This window comes from Phormidium sp. FACHB-1136 (genome assembly GCF_014697375.1).
Lineage (GTDB): Bacteria > Cyanobacteriota > Cyanobacteriia > Phormidesmidales > Phormidesmidaceae > Nodosilinea.
The window spans coordinates 52,824-72,735 of sequence record NZ_JACJRS010000002.1 but is presented as its reverse complement, the minus strand read 5'-3'; the positions used below and the strand labels follow the sequence as shown (position 1 = coordinate 72,735).

Below are 19,912 nucleotides of genomic sequence, written 5' to 3'. Positions count from 1 at the left end.
TATCTAACCGTAGGGGCCAACCGTAGGGGTGAGGTTTCCTCACCCTCCCCAACCACGGGTATCACATCGGATTTGGGACGGCCCTATTGTTGACTGGACGATAGCCGCTATGACCCAAGCTCCTGTGCTGTTCCATTTAGCCTTTCCGGTAGGCGATATCGCCACTGCCAAGCAGTTTTATGTCGAGGGACTGGGCTGTGAACTGGGCCGCGAAACCCCCTCATCGATAATTTTGAATCTCCAGGGGCATCAACTGGTGGCTCATCTCACCGATGACCTGACGCCGCAGCGGAGCATTTATCCGCGTCACTTTGGCCTGGTGTTTTTGGCAGAAAAGGACTGGGTAGATCTTCTGAATCGGGCCAAGGATAAGGGGTTGAAATTTTACCAAGGGGAAAAACGCCGCTTTCCAGGGATGCCCCTAGAGCACCGCACCTTTTTTCTAGAAGACCCGTTCTACAACCTGCTGGAATTTAAGTTCTATGCCTTCCCCAGCGCTATTTTTGGCGAAGTGGAACTAGCGCTAGTAGGCGATCAGGTGTGATACGGCGGGTCTGGTCAATGGTTGGAATGGTCTCTCAAGATAGCCGCGAGGGCTAACCTTCGGCAGGGCAACCTACACTGGATCATGGTTCGTCCTAGGGGCGACGGTTCTGTTGTTTTTTCCATCCACCATGCACAAAATTCCCGTTACCATCATCACTGGCTTCCTCGGCGCAGGGAAGACGACCCTGATTCGCCACCTGTTACAAAATCCCCAAGGCCAGCGCATTGCCGTTCTGGTCAACGAGTTTGGCGAGGTGGGCATTGATGGCGACCTGCTGAAATCCTGCCAGGTGTGTGACGAGGAACCGGGCGCGGGTGATGGGACAGTAGACGCAGTGACCGCCGTGAACAATATTGTGGAACTGACCAACGGCTGCCTCTGCTGCACGGTGCAGGAGGAATTTCTGCCCACCATGCAAGCCTTGATTCAACGCCGTGACCAGATCGACTGCATTGTGATTGAGACTTCCGGACTGGCCCTGCCTAAACCCTTGGTGCAAGCCTTCCGCTGGCCCGAAATTCGCACCGCTGCCACCGTAGACAGCGTGGTGACGGTGGTGGACTGTGACGCCCTAGCCTCCGGTCGGTTGGTGGGGGATTTGGACGCCCTGGAAGCCCAGCGCCAAGCCGATGACAGTTTGGATCACGAAACCCCCATCGAGGAACTATTTGAAGATCAGCTCAACTGCGCCGATTTGGTGCTGCTGACCAAGACGGATTTGGTGGAAGCCACCGCACGGGAACGGGTGGAGCGCTGGCTGGCGGATCAACTACCCCATCCGGTGCGGGTGGTGGAGTGTGGCCAGGGGGTGATTAGTCCCGACGTATTGCTAGGGTTCAACGCCGCCGTGGAGGACAATCTGGACAGCCGCCCCAGCCACCACGATCACGAAGAGGAACACGACCACGACGACGAGATTGTGGCGATTCCGTTACTGCTGTCTCAGGAATTTGAACCCAGCGACCTGATTCAGCGCCTAGAGGCCCTGACTGAGCAACATGAGATCTACCGCATCAAAGGCTTTGTCCAGGTGCCCCAAAAAGCCATGCGGATGGTGGTTCACGGCGTGGGGCAGCGCTTCGACTGGTTCTATGACCGTCCTTGGCGACCCGACGAACACCGCCACACTAAGTTGGTGATCATCGGCAAAGCCCTAAACGCTGCCACCCTGCGCTCCTTTTTGGCCCAAGATACCCCCAGTGACAGCCTCAACTTCATGGTGACAGCCTAGGCACAACCGTAAAGTCCCCGTCAACAAGATTGCGTTTTGTGACAAAACCTGAGACCTATGGCGGGGGCAAGGATAGCTCAAGCCGCCCAAACGGTTGATTTGGCTACTTTTTTCCTCTTTACATAGAGCCGACTCTCTTAACAACTTGTAAAAGATAAATACACGACAGCAGTGTATAAACTTCTTTGGAGGGTTTGTTGAATCAGCGAAAGCTAATTCAGGCAACGGTTTCGAGAAACGCCCTGGTTAATCCAGAATCGTGTTTCAAGAACTTCTCAACACTTCTTCAAGAATCAGTCCTACGAATCATGTACGACCTTGAACAACTTTGAAGAAATGTTAACTAAATGAGAAAACAGGCCACGCCGCTCTTTAAGATCCTCTCTATAGATTAGTAAAGCCACCTCGGCTGAACTGATTAGCAATCCGGTCTCTAGACCATTTCAAGCAAACTCAGCGACAAAAATTAGGAGATTTGAGTCGATGTTTGACGCATATACCAAGGTTGTTTCTCAAGCTGACGCCCGGGGAGATTTCCTCTCCAACGATCAGTTGGATGCTCTGTCCCGCGTGACCAGCGATGGTCTCAAGCGGATTGACGCTGTAAACCGCATGACCGGCAGCGCTTCCAAGATCGTTTCTGACGCTGCCCGTGCTCTGTTTGCCGAGCAACCTCAGTTGATCGCTCCTGGTGGCAATGCTTACACCAACCGTCGTATGGCCGCTTGCCTGCGCGACATGGAAATCATCCTGCGCTACGTGACCTACGCCACCTTCACCGGTGACGCCAGCGTTCTGAACGACCGCTGCCTGAATGGTCTACGTGAGACCTACGTGGCTCTGGGTACCCCCGGTGCTTCCGTGGCGGCTGGCGTCGAAAAAATGAAGGCCGCTGCCATTGCGATCGTGAACGATCCCGCCAACATTACCGCTGGCGATTGCAGCTCCCTGGTTTCCGAAATCGGTAGCTATTTCGACCTGGCTGCGGCTGCCGTTGCCTAGGTTCAGCCTAAATTGAACCTCACTGGAGTTGGGCCTGTTTGGCTCGATTCTGACTATCTGTTCATTTGCTGTGAAGACAATTAAAGGAGAACCTTAAACGATGAAGACCCCTCTAACCGAAGCTGTTGCAGCAGCCGATTCCCAAGGCCGTTTTCTGAGCGCTTCTGAACTACAGGTTGCTTTTGGCCGTCTGCGTCAAGCCACCGCTGGTCTGGAAGCGGCTAAAGCCCTGACCAACAAAGCAGATTCCCTCGTGAGCGGCGCTGCTCAAGCCGTTTACAACAAGTTCCCCTACACCACCCAAATGCAAGGCGCTAACTACGCCTCCGACGAGCGCGGCAAAGCCAAGTGCGCCCGCGACATCGGCTACTACCTGCGGATGGTGACCTACTGCTGCGTGGCTGGCGGCACCGGCCCCATGGATGAGTACCTGATTGCTGGTCTCGATGAGATCAACAGCACCTTTGAACTATCTCCTAGCTGGTACGTGGAAGCTCTGAAGTACATCAAAGCTAACCACGGTCTGTCTGGCGATGCAGCCACCGAAGCCAACTCCTACATCGACTACGCCATCAACGCCCTGAGCTAGTTTGGCGATTTGCCCGGAGGGGCAGACAGTTGTTAGCGCATTGTTAGCAATTGTTTGTTGCTCCGGGCATTGTTGTATCTAGACATGGTTGTGTCTAGGTATGTCTATAGGGGCCGAAAATTGTACTTCGGTGCCTTTGGGAAAGCTGGTGCCAGCGTTGCCAACACGCTGTAAAGAGGGCATGGCCCTACCTCCCCGGAGAAAGGCGCAGCCCTTGGGCGCTAGTCTGACCCCTGCTGTGTTGAGAAGCCTTTTTAAAAGGGAGGATAATCCTGTGCCAATTACAACCGCGTCGTCCCGGTTGGGAACCGCTGCCTTTAGCGAAACATCGCCTGTGGAGCTGCGCGCCAACTGGACACCCGAAGATGCCGAGGTGGTCATTCGGGCCGTCTATCGCCAGCTTCTGGGCAACGACTATTTGATGAACTCCGAGCGCCTCACCAGCGCCGAGTCGCTGCTGAAGAATGGCTACATCACCGTGCGCGAGTTCGTGCGGGCCGTGGCCAAGTCGGAGCTGTACAAAGAGAAGTTCTTCTATCCCAACTTCCAAACCCGTGTGATTGAGCTGCACACCAAGCACCTGCTGGGCCGTGCCGTCTACGACGAGTCGGAAATTGTGGAACACCTGGATCGCTACGAAAACGAAGGCTACGACGCCGATGTCGATTCCTTCATCGATAGCGAAGAGTACCAAGCTAACTTTGGCGACAACGTGGTGCCCTACTACCGCAGCTTTGTCTACCAGGCAGGGCAGCGTTCCGTGGGTTTCACCCGCATGTTCCAAATGTATCGTGGCTACGCCAACAGCGACCGCTCCCAAGCGGGCGGCAAGAAGTCTCGCCTAGCCGGGGAACTGGGGCGTAACACCTCATCCTCCATCGTCAGCCCCACTGGGGTTTCGGCGGGCGCGTCGTCCCAGGTCAACAAGTTGGCCACTCCGGCTTTGGCCCTGGGTGGGTCTACCCCCTACGGCACCGCTGGTCGGGTCTATCGCATTGAAGTGATGGGCGCGAACCTGCCTCGCTATCCCAAGGTGCGTCGGATCAACACCGCCTACCTGGTGCCCTACGAGCAGCTTTCCACTAAGCTGCAACAGATCAACAAAATGGGCGGTCGGGTAACTAGTATTACCCAAGCCAGCATGTAGCATCACCCTAGGGTGATCGGCGCGTGGGGGTGTCATCCGGGGATGGCGTCCCTGCGCGTGTTTCATTCAAAGCTTGTTTTACGTTGTTTGTTTCGCGTTGTTAGGGCGGTGGGCCATTTCCCTAGCCGCCAACACCACCCCACGTTTAGGAGAGTCCCAACCATGCTCACTCAAACCGCTTTTGGTAGCCAAACCTCGTCCCCTTCTGGCAACCGCATTTTTCTGTACGAAGTGGAAGGGTTGCGCCAGAACGACGAAACCGATAAATCTAACTACCCCATTCGCAAGAGCGGCAGCATTTTCATCAAAGTGCCCTACAGCCGCATGAACGAAGAAATGCAGCGAATTGCCCGCATGGGCGGCAAAATCGTCAGCATTCAGCCCCTTTCGGCCAGCTAGGTTGCCCGGAAGCCCTCACCCCTGCCCCTCTCCCACGGGGAGAGGGGTTCTGATGCGGGGTTATCTCTGATGCCTGGGTAGTGCATTGCTTCGCGAATGCACCCTACGGATCATCCATAATTTGTAATGTGTTGAAAGAGTAGGTTGGGTCAACAACAGGCTATCCATGGAGACCGACGCGAAACAACTGGTCAATGCCCAGGGGGAATCCCTGACGGTGGAGCAAGCTGTGGCTAACCTTCAGCAAAGGGAGGATACGGGCCTGCGCTACTATGCAGCCTGGTGGCTGGGACGCTTTCGGGTGACTCAGACCGATGCCGTGGATGCCTTGATTCAAGCCCTGGAGGATGAGTCGGATCGGGCACCGGATGGGGGCTATCCCCTGCGCCGAAATGCCGCCCGTGCTTTGGGTAAGTTGGGTCAATCCCGTGCGGTGGCTCCGCTGATTCAGTGTTTGGATTGCGACGATTACTATGTTCGAGAATCAGCGGCTCAGGCACTGGGTGCCCTAGGCGATGGTCAGGCGATTCCGGCTCTGCTGAATTTGTTGGCGGGTGGTGTGGATGCGGCGGTTTCGGTGGAAGGCAAGCCCCACCTTGTCCAGCCCTATAACGCGATTTTGGAAGCCCTGGGTTGTCTGGGGGCACAGTCCGCCGTGGAAGACATTCGCCCCTTTTTGAGTCATCCCGTGGCCCAGGTGCAAAATGCAGCGGCGCGGGCCATGTACCAGTTGACGGGAGACGATAGCTACGGCCAGCGGTTGGTGGAGCGACTTCAGGAACCGAACCTGCAACTGCGACGTTCGGCCATGATGGACTTGGGGGCAATGGGTTATCTTCCGGCGGCGGAACCGATTGCGGCGACCCTGGCGGAAAATAGCCTGAAACTCATTGCCCTTCAAGGGGTTTTGGAGGCTCACCTCCAGGAGGTTCGCTTTCCCGACGCTGACTTGACCCCAGAGGCGCAGCGAGTGTTGGCGTTGATGGATGATTTGCTCTAGGGGCAGACGTTAGGATTTGGGGACGCCCTAGGTTAAGCGCAATGTATCTAAACGGGGTGATAGGTCAGTGATTGTGAAGGATAGCCCTAGCGTGGATCAACCCAGCAGCATCAACGCAGATATCGCGACCTTGATTCGCGCCGTTGAAGAGGCGGACTCGAAAGGAGCGATGGTGGCGGCGGTGGGGCGTTTGGCGGCGCAGCAGCATCCTGAAGCCATTCCGACTCTCATTCGAGTGCTGGGCTACAACAACCCTGGGGCGGCGGTGGCAGCAGTGGATGGCCTAGTGGCTTTGGGAGAAGCGGCTGTCCCGGCTCTGCTGGAGGAACTGGATGGCTACAACTACGGGGCCAGAGCCTGGGCGATTCGTGCCCTGTCGTTGATAGGCGATCCTCGCGCCTTGGATATTCTCCTAGAAACCGCCACCGGAGATTTTGCCCTCAGCGTGCGGCGTGCAGCGGCCAAGGGACTAGGCTATCTGAACTGGAAGTTGTTGCCCTCCGGTCAGGTCGCTGAGGCTCAGGTTCAGAGTTTAAAGGCGTTGATTCAAGGCACCGAAGACCCGGAATGGGTGGTGCGCTATGCCGCTGTGGTGGGGTTGCAAGGCTTGGCCCTCGCCATCCATGAAACGCCGTGTACGGAGGATTTCACAACGATTCAGCAACAACTTCAGCGAGTTGTGCAACAGGATAACGCCCTTGCCGTGCAGGCTAGGGCCAAGTGGGCGCTGACGACCTTGGCTGATGTTGCCAGTTCCCGATAATTTCCTCGCCAACCAGTGAGCACACAGTTCTAATCCAGGGGATTGGTTACTCGTGAATGCTACCATCGGGCATGGTGGCCCCGGTAAGTAGGGCATTGGTTAAGATCGTGCTGCTAATTTCGGCTCGATCTAAAACGGCCTCTGTGAGGTCAGCATCCGTGAGGTCAGTGCGGCCTAAGTAAGCTTCTACGAAGAGTGCTTTGGCAAGGTGGCTACCCCGCAGGCTGGCTCTGGCCAAATCGGCACGGGTAAAGCGACTGTCGCGCAGATCGCTGCGGTTCATCTGGGTCTGTTTGAGCAGGGTATCGCTAAAATCTGCCCCCCGCCCCCGTACATGGTTCACCTGGGCGGCGCTGAGGTTGCTACGGGCAAAGCGACATAGGGTTAAGTCGGTGTCGTCAAGATTGCTGCCACTGAGGTCAACCCCGGTTAGGTTGGCGTTTTTGAGCAGTGCTCCCTGGAGGTTGGCCCCCTTCAAATTGGCATCGCGCAGCACCGCTTCACTGAGGTTGGCCCGACTGAGATCAACGAAGGCTAAATCTGCCCCAGAGAGGTTGGTGCCTCGCAGGTCGGCCTGGTGTAGTTTGGCTCCCCGCAGGTTGGTGGTGTATTTGCGGTTTTCCTGGCGCAGGTTGGCTCCCCGCAGGCAGGCTCCGGTGAGATTGGCCCCACTCAGATCGGCATTGCGCAAATCCGCCCCCATCAGGTTGGCGTCGAGTAGGTCGGCCAGGGTCATGTTGGCGCTACGCAGATCGGCCCCTTGGAGGCTCGCCCCGTGGAGGTCGGCATCGTGGAGGATGGCCGCTGAAAGGTCGGCCTGATTTAGGTTTGCGCCCCCCAGTTGTGCCCGCGACAGATTGGATTGTCGCAACCGTGCCCGCGAGAGATAGGTAAAGGTGAGGTTGGCATTTTCCAAATCCGTCTGCACCAGGTTGGCCCCAATCAGGTCGGCTCCGGATAGATTGATCCCGACCAAGGTTAACCCCTTGAAGTCCATCTCCCCACGGGCATAGGATTGCAATAATTCGCTGGCATTCATACAAACACCCTAGGGCACTAGGCGGAGGATAGCGCCGAGGAACGCGGGTGGGGCGTTGCGGCAGGCGGGTTGGAGGACGGTGGGGCCGTAGAGGACGGATCTCCCGATGAGGTCGGTGCGGAGGGTGGATCGAGGGGCTCTAGGGCCATATCTGGATCTTGAGGATAGTATGCCCGAATGGAACGGGTAATGGTATCTGCAACCGGAAGCACCTCCTCCGATTGCCCCAAGCAGTGGGCCATGATGGTCAGTTTACTTTCTAGATCTGCATAGCTGGGACAATATTCAAAAATTCCGTGGAGCAAGTCGTCTAGGGTGGCGTGTCGGAGGTGGACCCAGTCCTGAGACGTATAGCTAAAAGGGCCGTGGAGACAGGAGTGCAGCAGAATTTTGGCCCGTAGCGGGTTGGCATACTGCAAAATGTCAATGCGCAGATCAAACAGCACTCGCCGATCTCGGATAGGTCGAGCCACGGCTCCGGTGCCAGGAGCCGAAATTCCTTGGTGGGCGAGGGGGGGGGAGGCAGACTGAAGGGTCGTCACCTCTCGCCCACCGGAGACCGGGTATGGTGCAACGGGGTTCACCACGGTGTGGTCTGGGGCTGAGTCTTGGGGGTCGCTGCTGAGGGGGGCTGAGATCTGGGTGCCCTGGGTGGTCGCCGCATAAATGGGCTGGAGCAACTGCACAAGCTGATTGGCCAACCGGGTATATTCCCGTCGTCGGTTGAGCCGCTTGACAATGCGCCCCAGGTGATACCGCAGATCCTGGCTTTGGGGGGCGGTTTCGTAAACCCGCTGGATGAGTAACGGCAGATCAACCTGTTCCAGGACGGCGGTATCGTTCTCCCAGGTGTTGTCAGCAATGCAATAGAGCAGCTTGCACAGGCGCAGAAAGTCGGCCTGTTTGCCCACCTGCTGGGCCACGAGGGCACAGCGCTCCTCTAGGGATCGCACCGTCAGAACCGTAGCTTCGTTTTGCAAGGCTTCGTTGGTGGGGATGAGGGGCCGGACGTACCACGACTGAACCTCGCGCATAATGAGCGCCGCTACTTCCGCATACACCCCCTGTCGATTGAGCCCCAATACGACCCGCTGTAATTGTTGCTCCAGATCGTCCAAAGTAGCGTAGCGTTCCCGCAGGGACACCAGCAGGGTATCGAGATCGAACTGATCTAGCACCGAGGGATCGTTCTCCCAAGCTTGCTGGTAGGTGGCAAAGATAAGCTTTTTAATGCGAATAGCCTGTTCGTGGGTGGTGAGGGTCTGGATGGCGACACCCAGGAGGGCATCGGCACTCATCGGTACGGTGTAGGTGGGGTCTCCGGTGGAGAGCGGGCCAGAATCGAAGTCCGGGTAGAGGGTAATCTGGTAGGCCGGGACGGGTTCGTGAATATTTTTCAAGTTTAATGCCCCCAGAAAGGTGGCATTTAGGTTGAGGCGGGCTTTGATGACATCAAAAATCGTCTGCGATACGCAAAGCCCCCTGGGTTGGGCGTAGGTCTGGAGGCGGGCGGTAATGTTCACGCCGTTACCCATCACATCCTGTTCGCTGACAACAATATCCCCCAGATGGATGCCAATCCGGTGGTCGAGGTATTGATCCGGCGCTAGCCCGATGGCTTGATCCACCAGACGCCGCTGCATCTCCAGACCGCAGGAGACCGCCTCCACTGCACTCAGGAAGTACATCAACAGGCCATCCCCCGTTGACTTGAGGACTTTGCCGCCAAAGTCAACGCAAATCTGGGCAATCAAGATTAAATCTCGCTCAATCAGTTGCAGGGTCAGACCCTCATCCACCGACATGCGGGCGCTAAACCCCACAGCATCGGTGACCATGATGGCCGCCAGCAGGCGTTGTCCGCCAGAGAGAGAGGGCACAGGATGTTCCATAGCAACACAGGATAGGACTTGGCTATCGGTTGAGGGGCGGAGGTCTGAAGCGACCTCACTGTCCGATCATCCTCATATTGCCCTACTCCGCTGGGGGAAGCGCCATGGAGAAGCTTAACGTTACCGGAGTTTACCCAGTCTTCATATCCGCGATGGCTCCCCGTGCCATCGCGGCAATGGCCTGATCCGTCGCCTTAGGAAGCTGATAGTAGCGCCCTCCAGCGGTTCTGGCCAATTCTTTGCCAAAGCCCGTGGAGACAAATTTGCGCTCAGTGTCGATAATCAACAACTGATGACCAATGCCCCGAATCCGGGCGGCAATGTCTAGGAGTTCCTGCTTGATGTCGGGCTTTTCCGCTGGATCGAGGGTCTCACCCAGGGATCGGGCAAGGGGAATATTGCCCCGACCATCGGTAATCGCTACAATCACCACGTTGCCAATATCCCCCGACTGCTGGGCATTGGTGCCCACCCGCACCGCCTGGGTGAGCCCGTGGGCCAGGGGCGATCCTCCCCCGCAGGGCATCCGCTCTAGGCGACGACGGGCCATGGCGATGGATCGGGTGGGGGGCAGCAATACTTCGGCCTGTTCCCCCCGAAAGGGAATGAGGGCCACCTGGTCGCGATTCTGGTAGGCTTCGGTCAGCAAGTTCAGCACCGCCCCCTTAGCCGACTGCATCCGGTTCAGGGCCATCGACCCCGAAGCATCCACCACAAAGATAATGAGTGATCCTGCTCGTCGTGCTAGGCGCTTGGCCCGAATGTCCCCCGATTCCACCACTACCCGCCGATGGGGTTGACGTTCCCGCCGCGACTTTTGGTAGGGAGCCGCCGCTCGCAGGGTGGCATCCACGGCAATGCGGCGCACTGGCCCTTGGGGCAAAAAGGGTTTGATGTAGCGGCCTCGCTCATCGGAAAATACCAGACTCTGCCGCCCCGATGCGCCCTGGCGACCCATGGTTTGGGCAAAGACCAGCATGGCAGGATCGAGGATCACCCCCTCTGGGTCAAACACAAACTCTTCGGGGATGCTGGGGGGCGCTTCATCCTCGTCGTTCTCAGACTCGTCTTCGTCCTCATCGTCCTGATTGTCCTGATCCTCCTGCTGATCCTGAGGTTCGTTATCTTCGGGATTGGATTGGGGGGGCGGCGGCGGCGGTGCTTCCTCCGGCGGCATCTCCTGGGCAAACTGCGACCGAGGCACAATTACCAGTTCCACCGCTACCCGCAGGTCGTCGGCGTTTACCTCAGCCCGACCCTCTAGGGCGGCATGGGCCTTGGCCACCCGCACCGCAAAAATCTCGGCCCGATGCCCCTGGATGCCCCCCCGCAGCGCCTCCGTCACAAGGTACTGCACCTGCTCGCGACTGATGGTAATCTCCTTCAGCCATTCCCGCGCCAAAATAACTTGAGTCTTAAGGGCGTCAATTTCATCGGCATAGTCGGCCAAAAAGCCCTGGGCATCCGCCGCATAGCGACTGGTTTGATCCACCACCGCCACCCGATTTTCCAAGGTCAGCGCCCCATCTGCCGACAGGGCAATGGCAATGCGATCCAGCAAATGATCTCGCAGCGGTCCCTCTTCGGGGTTGTAGGTGGCGATCAGCAGGGGAGCGCAGGGATGCTGGAAACTCAGCCCCTCCCGTTCTAGCTGGTTACGCCGATCCGTTAGGGCTGCCAGCAGCAGGTTGGCAATTTGGTCGTCCAGGAGATTGAGTTCATCCACATACAGCACTCCTCGGTTGGCCTCCGCCAAGAGACCGGGCAGGAAGACGCTTTCCCCTGCCTGGATGGACTTGGCCACATCCACGGAACCCAGGAGTCGATCTTCGGTGACGCCCAGAGGCACCTGGATAAACGGCGCAGGCACCACCCGCGTCGGCAGATCGGCGGTGGCTTCTCCGGCGGGAAATCGGGCCAGGGTTTGGTCGTCCCATTGATGGGCATCGGTGGGATCCGCGTTGCAGCAGGATCCTTCCACTACTTCAATGGGGGGCAACAACTGGTGCAGTGCCCTCGCCATCACCGACTTGGCCGTTCCTCGTCGTCCGGCAATGACCACCCCGCCCAAGCTAGGATCCACGGCGGCTAGCAAGAGCGCCATTTTAATGGCCCCCTGCTCGACCACCGCCGCAAGGGGAAAAACAATTGGAATCGGAGCATCTACCGTGGCAACCATAGATCCTGCGAGGGAAATCCTGTAAGGGCATTTAGTCTCACCATATCAGGAATTGATCCGTTCAAAATGGCTCTGTTCAAGGCTCCGTCCCAGTGTCAGGGCCACCCACCTTGGTGCAGGCCACCCAACCTCCGCAGCCAAGGCATCAGAGACACATCCCTAGGGCATCCTTATTCATGGGCCAAAAACGGTGTGGCAGCATACTCCCCCGTCGAAAGTAAAATCGGTACACTAGGGAGTAATTACGATCTCCGTAAATTCCCTCGCCCCGTTATCCCTTGGCAAGACTAAAATCCGTCATTTCAGGGTTGGGAAATTCCGCAACGTCTCCCATGGTATGGGGTAGGTCTACCCTTCGCCTGGGGTCACGCCTCGGTTTTGATCGTGATATATCGCCCTACCTCCCCTATGACCGTGCCCTCTCCCCTTGACTCCCTTGCGGCCTTAGCCGATTCCCCCGCCCACGCCATTGAATGTAAGCTGCTCTTCGAACGAGATCTCTATACCCCTTGCCACATCTGGGTTGATGACGTGGGCCACCGCCTGTCTGCCGTCTACGTTGATAACCAGTTCTACAGCTTCTTCAAAGTGGTGACCAACCCCAATAAACTGTTGGACATTGTGGCCCGACTCGGGAAGCGGGACGACAAAGTCGCCATTACCCTCACCAGACAGGGCTATGCCCTCTGGGCCTACGAACCCCAAGCCCAGTACGCCCCACCAGCCCGCCAGCCCAACCATCGGATCTATCCCGTGTTTGGCCCCAAAAATTGCCTGCTGATCATCGATTCCCAAACCTGTCAACCCTGCCAAATTCAGGTACCCGATGTTACCCAGCCCCTAGCTGCCTTGGCCTACCGCAACCGCTACTACAGCATTTTCAAGCAAGACACCGATGCCGCGAAACTACTAGAGATCGCGGCCAAACTGGCCCGACGGGGAGACGACACCCTAATCACCATCACCGGCGGGGTCTATCGCCTCGGCTTGCTAGAGCCCAACGGTCGTATTATTTAGTTCGCCCAAGTGTCCACTATCAGTATCAGTCAAGATAGCTGACCCACAAGAGTCGTACCTTAATTAAGGATCCAGATTCCTAGAGGTGCCCATATTCAGGCGATAGCTGCCCTAAGGTGATAGGTTTATATCTTGGCTAGTGGTTTCCCTCGGTGGAGGTCTCTTGCGGGGTCTCCATCAACGTTTCGTCCTTGATGTTTTAGGCCGGGAATGCCACCAACCCCACCCAGCAGTGATCATTCTTAAGAATCAGACAAGATCGCCATGACTCAACCATCGGACACCATCACGGTATTTATTTGTGGATCGGCCCTGCGCGGGCAGCCGGATAACCAGAACCTGCAAGATGCCACCTTTGGAGGGGAGGCCCAAACCGCCCCCATCTACCGCCTGCACTCGGTGAAAGACGGTTGGCACCCCGGTATCTATGAGGTTGGCGAAGGCGGGATTTCCATCCCTGGTGAACTCTACGCCATGACCCCAGAGCAATACACCTACCTCAAGGACAATGAACCGCCCCACATGTATCCTGAACAGGTAAAACTGGTCGGTGGTGGTACGGCTACAGCCTTCCTCTATCCCAAAGCCTTAATTGACGAGCATGGCTGGCCCGATATCTCTGAGTATGGGGGCTGGGCTGCCTACAAAGCCGCGACTAAGTCTAAGTAGGTCAGCGGAATCTTCAGCAAGATGCGTTAGGATCCACCGTAATGCATCAGAAAAAACTTGACAGGGGTAGAGCCTGATAACGATAATGGGAATTTGTGTGAACTTAAGAGTCTAGATTCCCTTGGCAAACGTTGTAGTAATTGGTGCCCAGTGGGGCGACGAAGGAAAGGGCAAAATCACCGATCTGCTGAGCCGTTCAGCAGACTTAGTGGTGCGCTACCAGGGCGGAGTTAATGCGGGACACACCGTTGTCGTCAAGGATCAGACCTTCAAGCTGCACCTCATTCCCTCCGGCATTCTCTATCCCGATACCGAGTGCGTCATTGGCAGCGGCACCGTTATCGACCCCAAGGCGCTGATTGAGGAGCTGGATAAGCTGGGTGACCTGGGAATTTCCACCCAGAAGCTCTATATTTCCAACGCCGCCCATGTCACCATGCCCTACCATCGCCTCATCGACCAGGCCGCTGAGGAGCGACGGGGCCGCAACAAAATTGGCACCACCAAGCGCGGCATTGGCCCTACCTACGCCGACAAGTCCGAGCGCATCGGGATTCGCATCGTTGACCTACTGGACTACGCTAAACTACGCAAACAGCTAGAATGGACAATCCAGTACAAAAACGGCATCCTGGAAAAGCTCTATGACCTAGCACCTCTTGATCCGGCTACGGTCATTGAGGAATACATCGAGTATGCCGAGCGGCTGCGGCCCCACGTCATCGATAGTTCTCTCCACGTCTACCGAGCCATTCGTGAGCGCAAAAACGTTCTATTTGAAGGCGCTCAGGGCACCCTGCTTGATCTCGACCACGGCACCTATCCCTACGTCACCTCCTCCAACCCGGTGGCGGGGGGGGCTTGTATTGGCACGGGCATCGGCCCCACCGTGATTGACCGGGTGATCGGGGTAGCCAAAGCCTACACCACCCGCGTCGGCGAAGGCCCCTTTCCCACGGAGCTCACCTGTGGGGTGGGGGAACAACTCTGTTCGCGGGGGGCTGAATTTGGCACCACCACCGGGCGGCAGCGTCGCTGTGGCTGGTTTGACGCGGTCATTGGGCGCTATGCCGTTCGGATCAACGGCCTCGACTGTCTGGCCATTACCAAGCTCGATGTGCTCGATGATGTGGATGAGATCCAGGTCTGTGTAGCCTACGAGTTAGACGGGGAACGGTGTGAGGAACTACCGAGTAGCGCCAACGCCTTTGCCCGCTGCCAGCCCATCTACAAGACCCTGCCGGGATGGAAGCAGCCGACGGATCACTGTCGGTCGCTGAATGACTTGCCCAAGGCCGCTTTGGACTACCTCAAGTTCCTGGCTGAACTGATGGAGGTGCCCATCGCCATTGTCTCCTTAGGAGCTAGCCGCGATCAAACCATCATTGTGGAAGATCCCATCCACGGGCCAAAGCGAGCCTTGCTCTACGAAAATGGTGAGGCCACAGCAAGCTAGGGTGGCTCACCGGGTTTTGTGTCTTTTGTTGATTACCTAGATTACCTACGGGGGAGATTGGCTATGGAACTGTCCATTGAATGTAAAGCGCGGGATCCTAAAATGAAACCGAATGCCCTGCGGCGCGAAGGACTACTGCCTGCGGTACTCTACGGCCACAACGGCACCGATTCGGTGGGGTTAACCTTGGATCAAAAGTCCGCTGACCTGCTGTTGCGGAAAGTGGCGATCAACAACACGATGATCGATATCACGATTCCCGACCTGCCCTGGAGCGGTAAGGCGTTGCTGCGGGAGGTGCAAAGCCACCCCTGGAAGAACCTGGTGTATCACCTCAGCTTCTTCGCCGTGAAAGCCCAGGATGCCGTGGAAGTGGGCGTGACCCTGAACTTTGTCGGCGAACCCGTGGGCGTCAAAGATGGCGGCGGGATGCTGAACACCGAAGTGAATGAAGTCACGGTGAAGTGTAAGGCCGTGGATATTCCTGAAGTCATCAATGTGGATGTCTCTGGGTTGGCCGTGGGCGACGCCATCACCGTGGCCGATCTGAACCTGCCGGAGGGCGCTGTGGTGGCCGGAGATCAGCAGCAAATTGTGGCCAGTGTTCTCCAGGGTTAGTGATTTCGGCTAATGCGGATACCTTCTCCTGGCCCATCATCGTTGAGGCAATTGGAAATAAGTCCGTAGGTACGCGCTAAAACCTAGGCAAACGCAACGAAGGAGTAGGTCATGCACCTGCTCCTTTGTGTTTGGGGTGGGATCGGTTAGAGCGACCTTGCCCCTACGGTTTTCTGGATGTGACGGCGGGGATACTGGGTTGCCAGGGGGGCTGGAGGGGGTTATTCCTTCGCCAAAACAAACAAATTGCCCTGGTTGCCCCGGCCAATGCGAAGGTCGTCATCCAGGTAGGTAACCTCTAGCCAGCCCGCTTGTCGTTCGGCATTGAGGGTAAAGTCGATGCCTTTGAGCAGGGACAGGTGGGGGGTGGTCTCTAGAACCGAGATAAATTGGTTGGGGGATTGGTAGGTCAGCAGCTTTTGGAGGCCAAAAACACCCCGTTCAAATCGGACGTTGACCCGGCGATCCGACACAGGTTCCAGCCGGGCTGCGACAGTCACTAACCCAGATAACAGGGGTGGCCCAACCACCTCAGCAAGGTTATAAATCCGGTTATCCTTCAGTCGAATGCATTGATAAATGGGGCCGAGAGAAGCTAGGGGGAAACGGTCAATATTCAACAACTCCCGGCTGGTCGTGTAGAGCAAACGCCAGTTTCCCCCTAAACGATCCGTTGCGGAGAGAGGATTTGGCGTGGGGTTACGCTCCTCCAATCGCACGGCGGCAGCATCCACCGTTAGCCGATCTGCGGTGGTGGCCAGAATCCCACGATTGAGCGGGGCGATTATCTCTAATAGTTCGGTTTTTCCCAACATGCGGTTGATTGTGAACCGTCCTCAGCATCATAGGCGAAAACTATCCGGCAGACACCATCGGGCTTGCCGACGTTATCGTCGTGTCGTAGTGCGGTGTGGAAGATGACGAGAACCGCCCTGCTATAATAGAGTGCTAAGAATTTTCAATTTCCTGACCACCTATTTGGCTCGCCCATGTCCAATCCCATCTATAATCCGTCCCTTCGGCAGGTGCCCCGCAGTGCCAAGGCTCCCATTTTGCCCTCCTCCGGTGAGGTTTCAATCTTGACCTGGCTGGAGAGCATGGGCCGACTCCGTACCCGCGAGCCCGTCGAAACCTTTCCGGATGAACCGGAGAGCGAGGAAATTTCCGATCTCATGGGGGGCGACGATAGCTTTGACGACGACGATGACAGCGATCTCGCTCTGGATGACGACGACTAAACGCGGTTGACGGTACACCCAATCACCCATTAAGTCTTGTGAAGGTTTATCGCAACCGGGGTCGAAAACTTCTACGCTTCCTGACTATTTCCACCGTCCATGGCTAGTCAATGGTGAAGTTCTCCAGTAAACTCCTGTGGTGTGTGGTGTGATGGAATTTGAGGAATCATCGTGGATGCGAAGTTTTTCGCCTCAAAGGGAATCGGTCTCAGTGGCAAGTCTTTGCTCTGGACGCTAGCAGCGGGTTTGGGAGCTGCATCCCTGGTTGTAGATGCCAGTCTGGGTCACAACTACGGTCTGGGCACGTCTATGACAATCCCTCTATTTGTGGCGGCGGCTATCAGTGGTTGCCTAGGGTATTGGGTCGTGCCCCTGCTACGAGCCTTTAAGACAGGCCAGTTTATTCGTAAGGAAGGCCCCCAAGGACACCTCAAAAAAGCCGGAACCCCTACCATGGGCGGCATTTTCTTTGTTCCTGTCGCCGTTGTCTTGGCCCTGGTTGCCACCGGATTCTCCCAGGATGTCCTGGCGGTATCGGCCCTTACCCTAGCCTATGGGGCCATTGGTTGGCTAGATGACTGGCAGGTGCTGCGCCTGAGATCTAACCAAGGTATCTCCCCAAAAACGAAGTTGTTTTTGCAGATTATCCTCGCGGTGCTGTTCTGTCTGTGGATGCTCACGACGCAGCCTGCGACAATCACCACCGTTGCCTTGCCCCTGGGCGTTGCCTTACCCCTGGGTTTGTTGTTTTGGCCTTTAGCGGGGTTTGTGCTGGTAGCCGAGAGCAACGCCACCAACCTTACCGATGGTCTAGACGGCTTGATGGGGGGCACCGGAGCCATCGCCTTCTGGGGTTTAGCGGCAGTGACGTCTCCTACTCATCCCGGCTTGATGGTGTTTTGCGCGGCGATGAGCGGTGCTTGTTTAGGGTTTTTACTGCACAATCGCAACCCTGCTAAGGTTTTCATGGGCGACACGGGTTCCTTGTCCCTAGGGGCAGCCTTAGGCGCAGTCGGTCTCCTCAGCGGCAACCTGTTTGCTCTGACGTTGCTCACGTTCCTCTTTTTTGCAGAAACCCTGTCGGTCATTCTTCAGGTGGGCTACTTTAAAGCGACGAAAGGCCCAGATGGGGTCGGCAAACGGCTCTTTAAGATGGCTCCATTACACCACCATTTTGAGCTATCAGGCTGGTCAGAAACCCAGGTTGTGACGGCTGCCTACGCGACGATGGCGATCTTGGCTGTGCTGGCCTTAGGGCTGCGTTAGGGGCGCATTAACCCTCTAATTCAGGTTCTCACAGGCTAACCATAGGTGGGGCGTTGCGTCATCAGCCTAACCCTCTTTGGAAGCCTAGCTTGATAAGCGCTTCGGCAATGTCACTCAAAAGTCTTGGGAGGTTAGGCTACACAAAGGCTTCAGAAATTTCCCTAGTCACTTCGCAGCAGGCCGGAAGCTCCCCTAGTCACTTCGCAATCGGTCTAATTGAATGGGAGATAGCCGCCTTGCCGGAGACGAATGTTTTAGGCTAGGACTGTATTCTGATCTGTGACGATAGTGCCACTCCCCCATCAAGCACCTGTGTCGAAGACGCTACGGTATACCCCGTGGATTCATACACTGGCTTTTCCCCCAGGCTGAAGCCATCCGTAAGGCTCTGGGTGGGCACGAAGTCTAAGATTTTCTTTACGAAATTCCTAGTAATATCTGATTCAATTTTGCCAAACTGTTTTACCCTTGGGCAGACCATTTTTAATCCCTAGACATTCTGTCGTTACTTGCTGCCGATACCCGCTATGAACGCCTCCTATTCCTCAGAATCCCTCGTGCAGTCCTCCGCAACGGATTGGGGTCAGGGATCTCGACAGACCCCCTCAGTGCCGATATCGGTCTATCGTGAGTTGGCCACAGAACTCAAAGCGACCCAAGCTCTAGTAGAGTCCTTAACCCAGCAAAATCAACAGTTGGGTCAGCAAAATGTGTACCTGCGTCAGGAAATGCTGAAATTCGCCGAGTCAGCGGCCCACCTCAAGCAAGTGGTAGGCGTCCACGCCACTGATCCTAGCGATCTGGCCCAGGCCCAGCCGACCTATGGCCTTCAGCCCATCGCTGTGGAACCCCCTCGGACGTCGCCCTTGGCCGCGATGGATGCCGCTGATCGGTCTCAAGCGGATGGTCACGGGTTCTCCCTGGGGGGGGTGTCTCACCTCACCAGCCAAGTGACCCAGGTCTTTAGCGCCAAGGGAGCCCAGGGTTCAGCCAAAGCCATGCGGCCTAAGACGAAACGCCCCCAACCCGCTACTCAGCCCCGGATGCTCTACACGGAGGAGCGTCTAGACCCCTATCGCCCTGGCCAAAGCCGAGAGCGCAATGCGGACTTGAGCGGACTATGGCTGGCCGCTACGATTCTGTTGATTGTGGTGAGTGCCTTTGGGGCTGGTTTTTTGATTATGAGGCCACTGCTCAATACCTCCCGCTAGAGAAAAGCCTTGTCTTCTCCCCGACAGTTTGCTCTTTGTATCAAGGGATACAGTATTTAAGGGGTCAAGATCGCTAAACATAGTTCGGCTGAGATTGTCAGCGGTCACGCTAAAGCACATTAGGTTTAGGTATGAAGAAGATAGAAGCCATTATTCGCCCTTTCAAGCTCGATGAGGTCAAAATTGCCCTAGTGAATGCGGGCATCGTGGGGATGACGGTCTCAGAGGTGCGCGGTTTTGGGCGTCAGAAGGGGCAAACCGAGCGCTACCGAGGATCTGAATACACCGTTGAGTTTTTGCAGAAGCTCAAAATCGAAATCGTGGTGGATGAAGCCCAAGTAGATACGGTCGTTGACAAGATTATCTCTGCCGCTCGGACGGGAGAAATTGGAGACGGCAAAATTTTCGTCAGTTCCGTGGATGAAATTATTCGGATTCGCACGGGCGAGAAAAATACCGAAGCTGTGTAATTGGCTGTACGCTAGCACGCAAATCAAAAAACAGCCTAGGGTTTCCTAAAATTCCTAGGCTTGTATCTGCCTTGAGACATTCATATTGGCTAGAAAGACGCGGCCTAGGCTTGCGTCTTTTTTATGGGTTTCTTGTTTATAGGTTCTGTCTGATCCCAAGAGCCATCGGCCTCGGATGA

20 protein-coding genes are annotated in these 19,912 nt (G+C 56.4%); 16 read left to right on the top strand and 4 right to left on the bottom strand.

Features of this window, described 5'->3' with window-relative positions:
- The first annotated feature begins 109 nt into the window (after window positions 1-109).
- From H6G62_RS01345 to H6G62_RS01310, 8 genes are all read left to right on the top strand, one after another.
- On the top strand, window positions 110-544 hold the full coding sequence (locus H6G62_RS01345; protein ID WP_190492309.1) for a VOC family protein: 435 nt from the start codon (window positions 110-112) through the stop codon (window positions 542-544).
- Window positions 545-674: 130 nt separating this feature from the next.
- Complete coding sequence (gene cobW / locus H6G62_RS01340; protein WP_190492366.1) at window positions 675-1,778, top strand: cobalamin biosynthesis protein CobW; 1,104 nt, start codon at window positions 675-677, stop codon at window positions 1,776-1,778.
- A gap of 483 nt (window positions 1,779-2,261) precedes the next feature.
- Window positions 2,262-2,780 (top strand): phycocyanin subunit beta, encoded by a 519-nt coding sequence (locus H6G62_RS01335; protein WP_190492308.1) that lies wholly within the window; start codon window positions 2,262-2,264, stop codon window positions 2,778-2,780.
- Between the two features lie 100 nt (window positions 2,781-2,880).
- Entirely contained in the window at window positions 2,881-3,369 is a 489-nt protein-coding gene (gene cpcA / locus H6G62_RS01330; RefSeq protein ID WP_190492307.1) for a phycocyanin subunit alpha, read from the top strand.
- Between the two features lie 274 nt (window positions 3,370-3,643).
- The gene (locus tag H6G62_RS01325) at window positions 3,644-4,516 is read left to right on the top strand and encodes a phycobilisome rod-core linker polypeptide (protein WP_190492306.1); all 873 of its coding nucleotides are present in this window, start codon (window positions 3,644-3,646) and stop codon (window positions 4,514-4,516) included.
- Window positions 4,517-4,678: 162 nt separating this feature from the next.
- The gene (locus H6G62_RS01320; RefSeq protein WP_190492305.1) at window positions 4,679-4,915 is read left to right on the top strand and encodes a phycobilisome linker polypeptide; all 237 of its coding nucleotides are present in this window, start codon (window positions 4,679-4,681) and stop codon (window positions 4,913-4,915) included.
- A 166-nt stretch (window positions 4,916-5,081) separates the two neighbouring features.
- A complete protein-coding gene (locus H6G62_RS01315) occupies window positions 5,082-5,915 on the top strand; it encodes a HEAT repeat domain-containing protein (RefSeq protein ID WP_190492304.1) in 834 nt (277 codons plus the stop codon).
- Between the two features lie 169 nt (window positions 5,916-6,084).
- Entirely contained in the window at window positions 6,085-6,678 is a 594-nt protein-coding gene (locus H6G62_RS01310; RefSeq protein WP_190492365.1) for a HEAT repeat domain-containing protein, read from the top strand.
- A 46-nt stretch (window positions 6,679-6,724) separates the two neighbouring features.
- Here the strand turns inward: H6G62_RS01310 and H6G62_RS01305 are convergent, their stop codons facing one another.
- The 3 genes from H6G62_RS01305 to bchD all read right to left on the bottom strand — a co-directional run bounded on the left by H6G62_RS01305 (window position 6,725) and on the right by bchD (window position 11,788).
- Window positions 6,725-7,717 carry a pentapeptide repeat-containing protein gene (locus tag H6G62_RS01305; protein WP_190492303.1) on the bottom strand — a complete coding sequence of 331 codons (993 nt, stop codon included), beginning with the start codon at window positions 7,715-7,717 and terminating at the stop codon, window positions 6,725-6,727.
- A gap of 17 nt (window positions 7,718-7,734) precedes the next feature.
- Complete coding sequence (locus tag H6G62_RS01300; RefSeq protein WP_190492302.1) at window positions 7,735-9,597, bottom strand: adenylate/guanylate cyclase domain-containing protein; 1,863 nt, start codon at window positions 9,595-9,597, stop codon at window positions 7,735-7,737.
- 142 nt (window positions 9,598-9,739) lie between these two features.
- Window positions 9,740-11,788 carry a magnesium chelatase ATPase subunit D gene (bchD, locus tag H6G62_RS01295; RefSeq protein WP_190492301.1) on the bottom strand — a complete coding sequence of 683 codons (2,049 nt, stop codon included), beginning with the start codon at window positions 11,786-11,788 and terminating at the stop codon, window positions 9,740-9,742.
- A gap of 408 nt (window positions 11,789-12,196) precedes the next feature.
- On the opposite strand from bchD, the gene H6G62_RS01290 reads away from it, so the two are divergent.
- From H6G62_RS01290 to H6G62_RS01275, 4 genes are all read left to right on the top strand, one after another.
- A complete protein-coding gene (locus H6G62_RS01290; protein ID WP_190492300.1) occupies window positions 12,197-12,805 on the top strand; it encodes a hypothetical protein in 609 nt (202 codons plus the stop codon).
- A 264-nt stretch (window positions 12,806-13,069) separates the two neighbouring features.
- Complete coding sequence (locus H6G62_RS01285) at window positions 13,070-13,474, top strand: gamma-glutamylcyclotransferase (RefSeq protein ID WP_190492299.1); 405 nt, start codon at window positions 13,070-13,072, stop codon at window positions 13,472-13,474.
- A 121-nt stretch (window positions 13,475-13,595) separates the two neighbouring features.
- Window positions 13,596-14,930 (top strand): adenylosuccinate synthase, encoded by a 1,335-nt coding sequence (locus tag H6G62_RS01280; RefSeq protein WP_190492298.1) that lies wholly within the window; start codon window positions 13,596-13,598, stop codon window positions 14,928-14,930.
- Between the two features lie 63 nt (window positions 14,931-14,993).
- Window positions 14,994-15,548 carry a 50S ribosomal protein L25/general stress protein Ctc gene (locus tag H6G62_RS01275; protein WP_190492297.1) on the top strand — a complete coding sequence of 185 codons (555 nt, stop codon included), beginning with the start codon at window positions 14,994-14,996 and terminating at the stop codon, window positions 15,546-15,548.
- A gap of 221 nt (window positions 15,549-15,769) precedes the next feature.
- Here H6G62_RS01275 and H6G62_RS01270 read toward each other — a convergent pair whose 3' ends face one another.
- Window positions 15,770-16,363: a PAP/fibrillin family protein gene (locus tag H6G62_RS01270; protein ID WP_190492296.1), complete on the bottom strand. Its 594-nt coding sequence runs from the start codon at window positions 16,361-16,363 to the stop codon at window positions 15,770-15,772.
- Window positions 16,364-16,537: 174 nt separating this feature from the next.
- On the opposite strand from H6G62_RS01270, the gene H6G62_RS01265 reads away from it, so the two are divergent.
- The 4 genes from H6G62_RS01265 to H6G62_RS01250 all read left to right on the top strand — a co-directional run bounded on the left by H6G62_RS01265 (window position 16,538) and on the right by H6G62_RS01250 (window position 19,733).
- Window positions 16,538-16,786, top strand: coding sequence for a DUF3134 domain-containing protein (locus tag H6G62_RS01265; RefSeq protein ID WP_190492295.1), 249 nt, complete (start codon window positions 16,538-16,540; stop codon window positions 16,784-16,786).
- 309 nt (window positions 16,787-17,095) lie between these two features.
- The gene (gene mraY, locus H6G62_RS01260) at window positions 17,096-18,052 is read left to right on the top strand and encodes a phospho-N-acetylmuramoyl-pentapeptide-transferase (protein ID WP_347239266.1); all 957 of its coding nucleotides are present in this window, start codon (window positions 17,096-17,098) and stop codon (window positions 18,050-18,052) included.
- Window positions 18,053-18,579: 527 nt separating this feature from the next.
- The gene (locus H6G62_RS01255; RefSeq protein WP_190492293.1) at window positions 18,580-19,263 is read left to right on the top strand and encodes a hypothetical protein; all 684 of its coding nucleotides are present in this window, start codon (window positions 18,580-18,582) and stop codon (window positions 19,261-19,263) included.
- 131 nt (window positions 19,264-19,394) lie between these two features.
- Complete coding sequence (locus H6G62_RS01250) at window positions 19,395-19,733, top strand: P-II family nitrogen regulator (protein WP_190492292.1); 339 nt, start codon at window positions 19,395-19,397, stop codon at window positions 19,731-19,733.
- Window positions 19,734-19,912 lie beyond the last annotated feature (179 nt).

What these genes read in the sequence shown, in the direction of transcription:
- H6G62_RS01345 (WP_190492309.1), top strand. Translation starts at nt 110, where the DNA reads ATGACCCAAGCTCCTGTGCTGTTCCATTTAGCCTTTCCGGTAGGCGAT.
- cobW (WP_190492366.1), top strand. Translation starts at nt 675, where the DNA reads ATGCACAAAATTCCCGTTACCATCATCACTGGCTTCCTCGGCGCAGGG.
- H6G62_RS01335 (WP_190492308.1), top strand. Translation starts at nt 2,262, where the DNA reads ATGTTTGACGCATATACCAAGGTTGTTTCTCAAGCTGACGCCCGGGGA.
- cpcA (WP_190492307.1), top strand. Translation starts at nt 2,881, where the DNA reads ATGAAGACCCCTCTAACCGAAGCTGTTGCAGCAGCCGATTCCCAAGGC.
- H6G62_RS01320 (WP_190492305.1), top strand. Translation starts at nt 4,679, where the DNA reads ATGCTCACTCAAACCGCTTTTGGTAGCCAAACCTCGTCCCCTTCTGGC.
- H6G62_RS01315 (WP_190492304.1), top strand. Translation starts at nt 5,082, where the DNA reads ATGGAGACCGACGCGAAACAACTGGTCAATGCCCAGGGGGAATCCCTG.
- H6G62_RS01310 (WP_190492365.1), top strand. Translation starts at nt 6,085, where the DNA reads ATGGTGGCGGCGGTGGGGCGTTTGGCGGCGCAGCAGCATCCTGAAGCC.
- H6G62_RS01305 (WP_190492303.1), bottom strand. Translation starts at nt 7,717, where the DNA reads ATGAATGCCAGCGAATTATTGCAATCCTATGCCCGTGGGGAGATGGAC.
- bchD (WP_190492301.1), bottom strand. Translation starts at nt 11,788, where the DNA reads ATGGTTGCCACGGTAGATGCTCCGATTCCAATTGTTTTTCCCCTTGCG.
- H6G62_RS01290 (WP_190492300.1), top strand. Translation starts at nt 12,197, where the DNA reads ATGACCGTGCCCTCTCCCCTTGACTCCCTTGCGGCCTTAGCCGATTCC.
- H6G62_RS01285 (WP_190492299.1), top strand. Translation starts at nt 13,070, where the DNA reads ATGACTCAACCATCGGACACCATCACGGTATTTATTTGTGGATCGGCC.
- H6G62_RS01275 (WP_190492297.1), top strand. Translation starts at nt 14,994, where the DNA reads ATGGAACTGTCCATTGAATGTAAAGCGCGGGATCCTAAAATGAAACCG.
- H6G62_RS01270 (WP_190492296.1), bottom strand. Translation starts at nt 16,363, where the DNA reads ATGTTGGGAAAAACCGAACTATTAGAGATAATCGCCCCGCTCAATCGT.
- H6G62_RS01265 (WP_190492295.1), top strand. Translation starts at nt 16,538, where the DNA reads ATGTCCAATCCCATCTATAATCCGTCCCTTCGGCAGGTGCCCCGCAGT.
- mraY (WP_347239266.1), top strand. Translation starts at nt 17,096, where the DNA reads ATGACAATCCCTCTATTTGTGGCGGCGGCTATCAGTGGTTGCCTAGGG.
- H6G62_RS01255 (WP_190492293.1), top strand. Translation starts at nt 18,580, where the DNA reads ATGAACGCCTCCTATTCCTCAGAATCCCTCGTGCAGTCCTCCGCAACG.
- H6G62_RS01250 (WP_190492292.1), top strand. Translation starts at nt 19,395, where the DNA reads ATGAAGAAGATAGAAGCCATTATTCGCCCTTTCAAGCTCGATGAGGTC.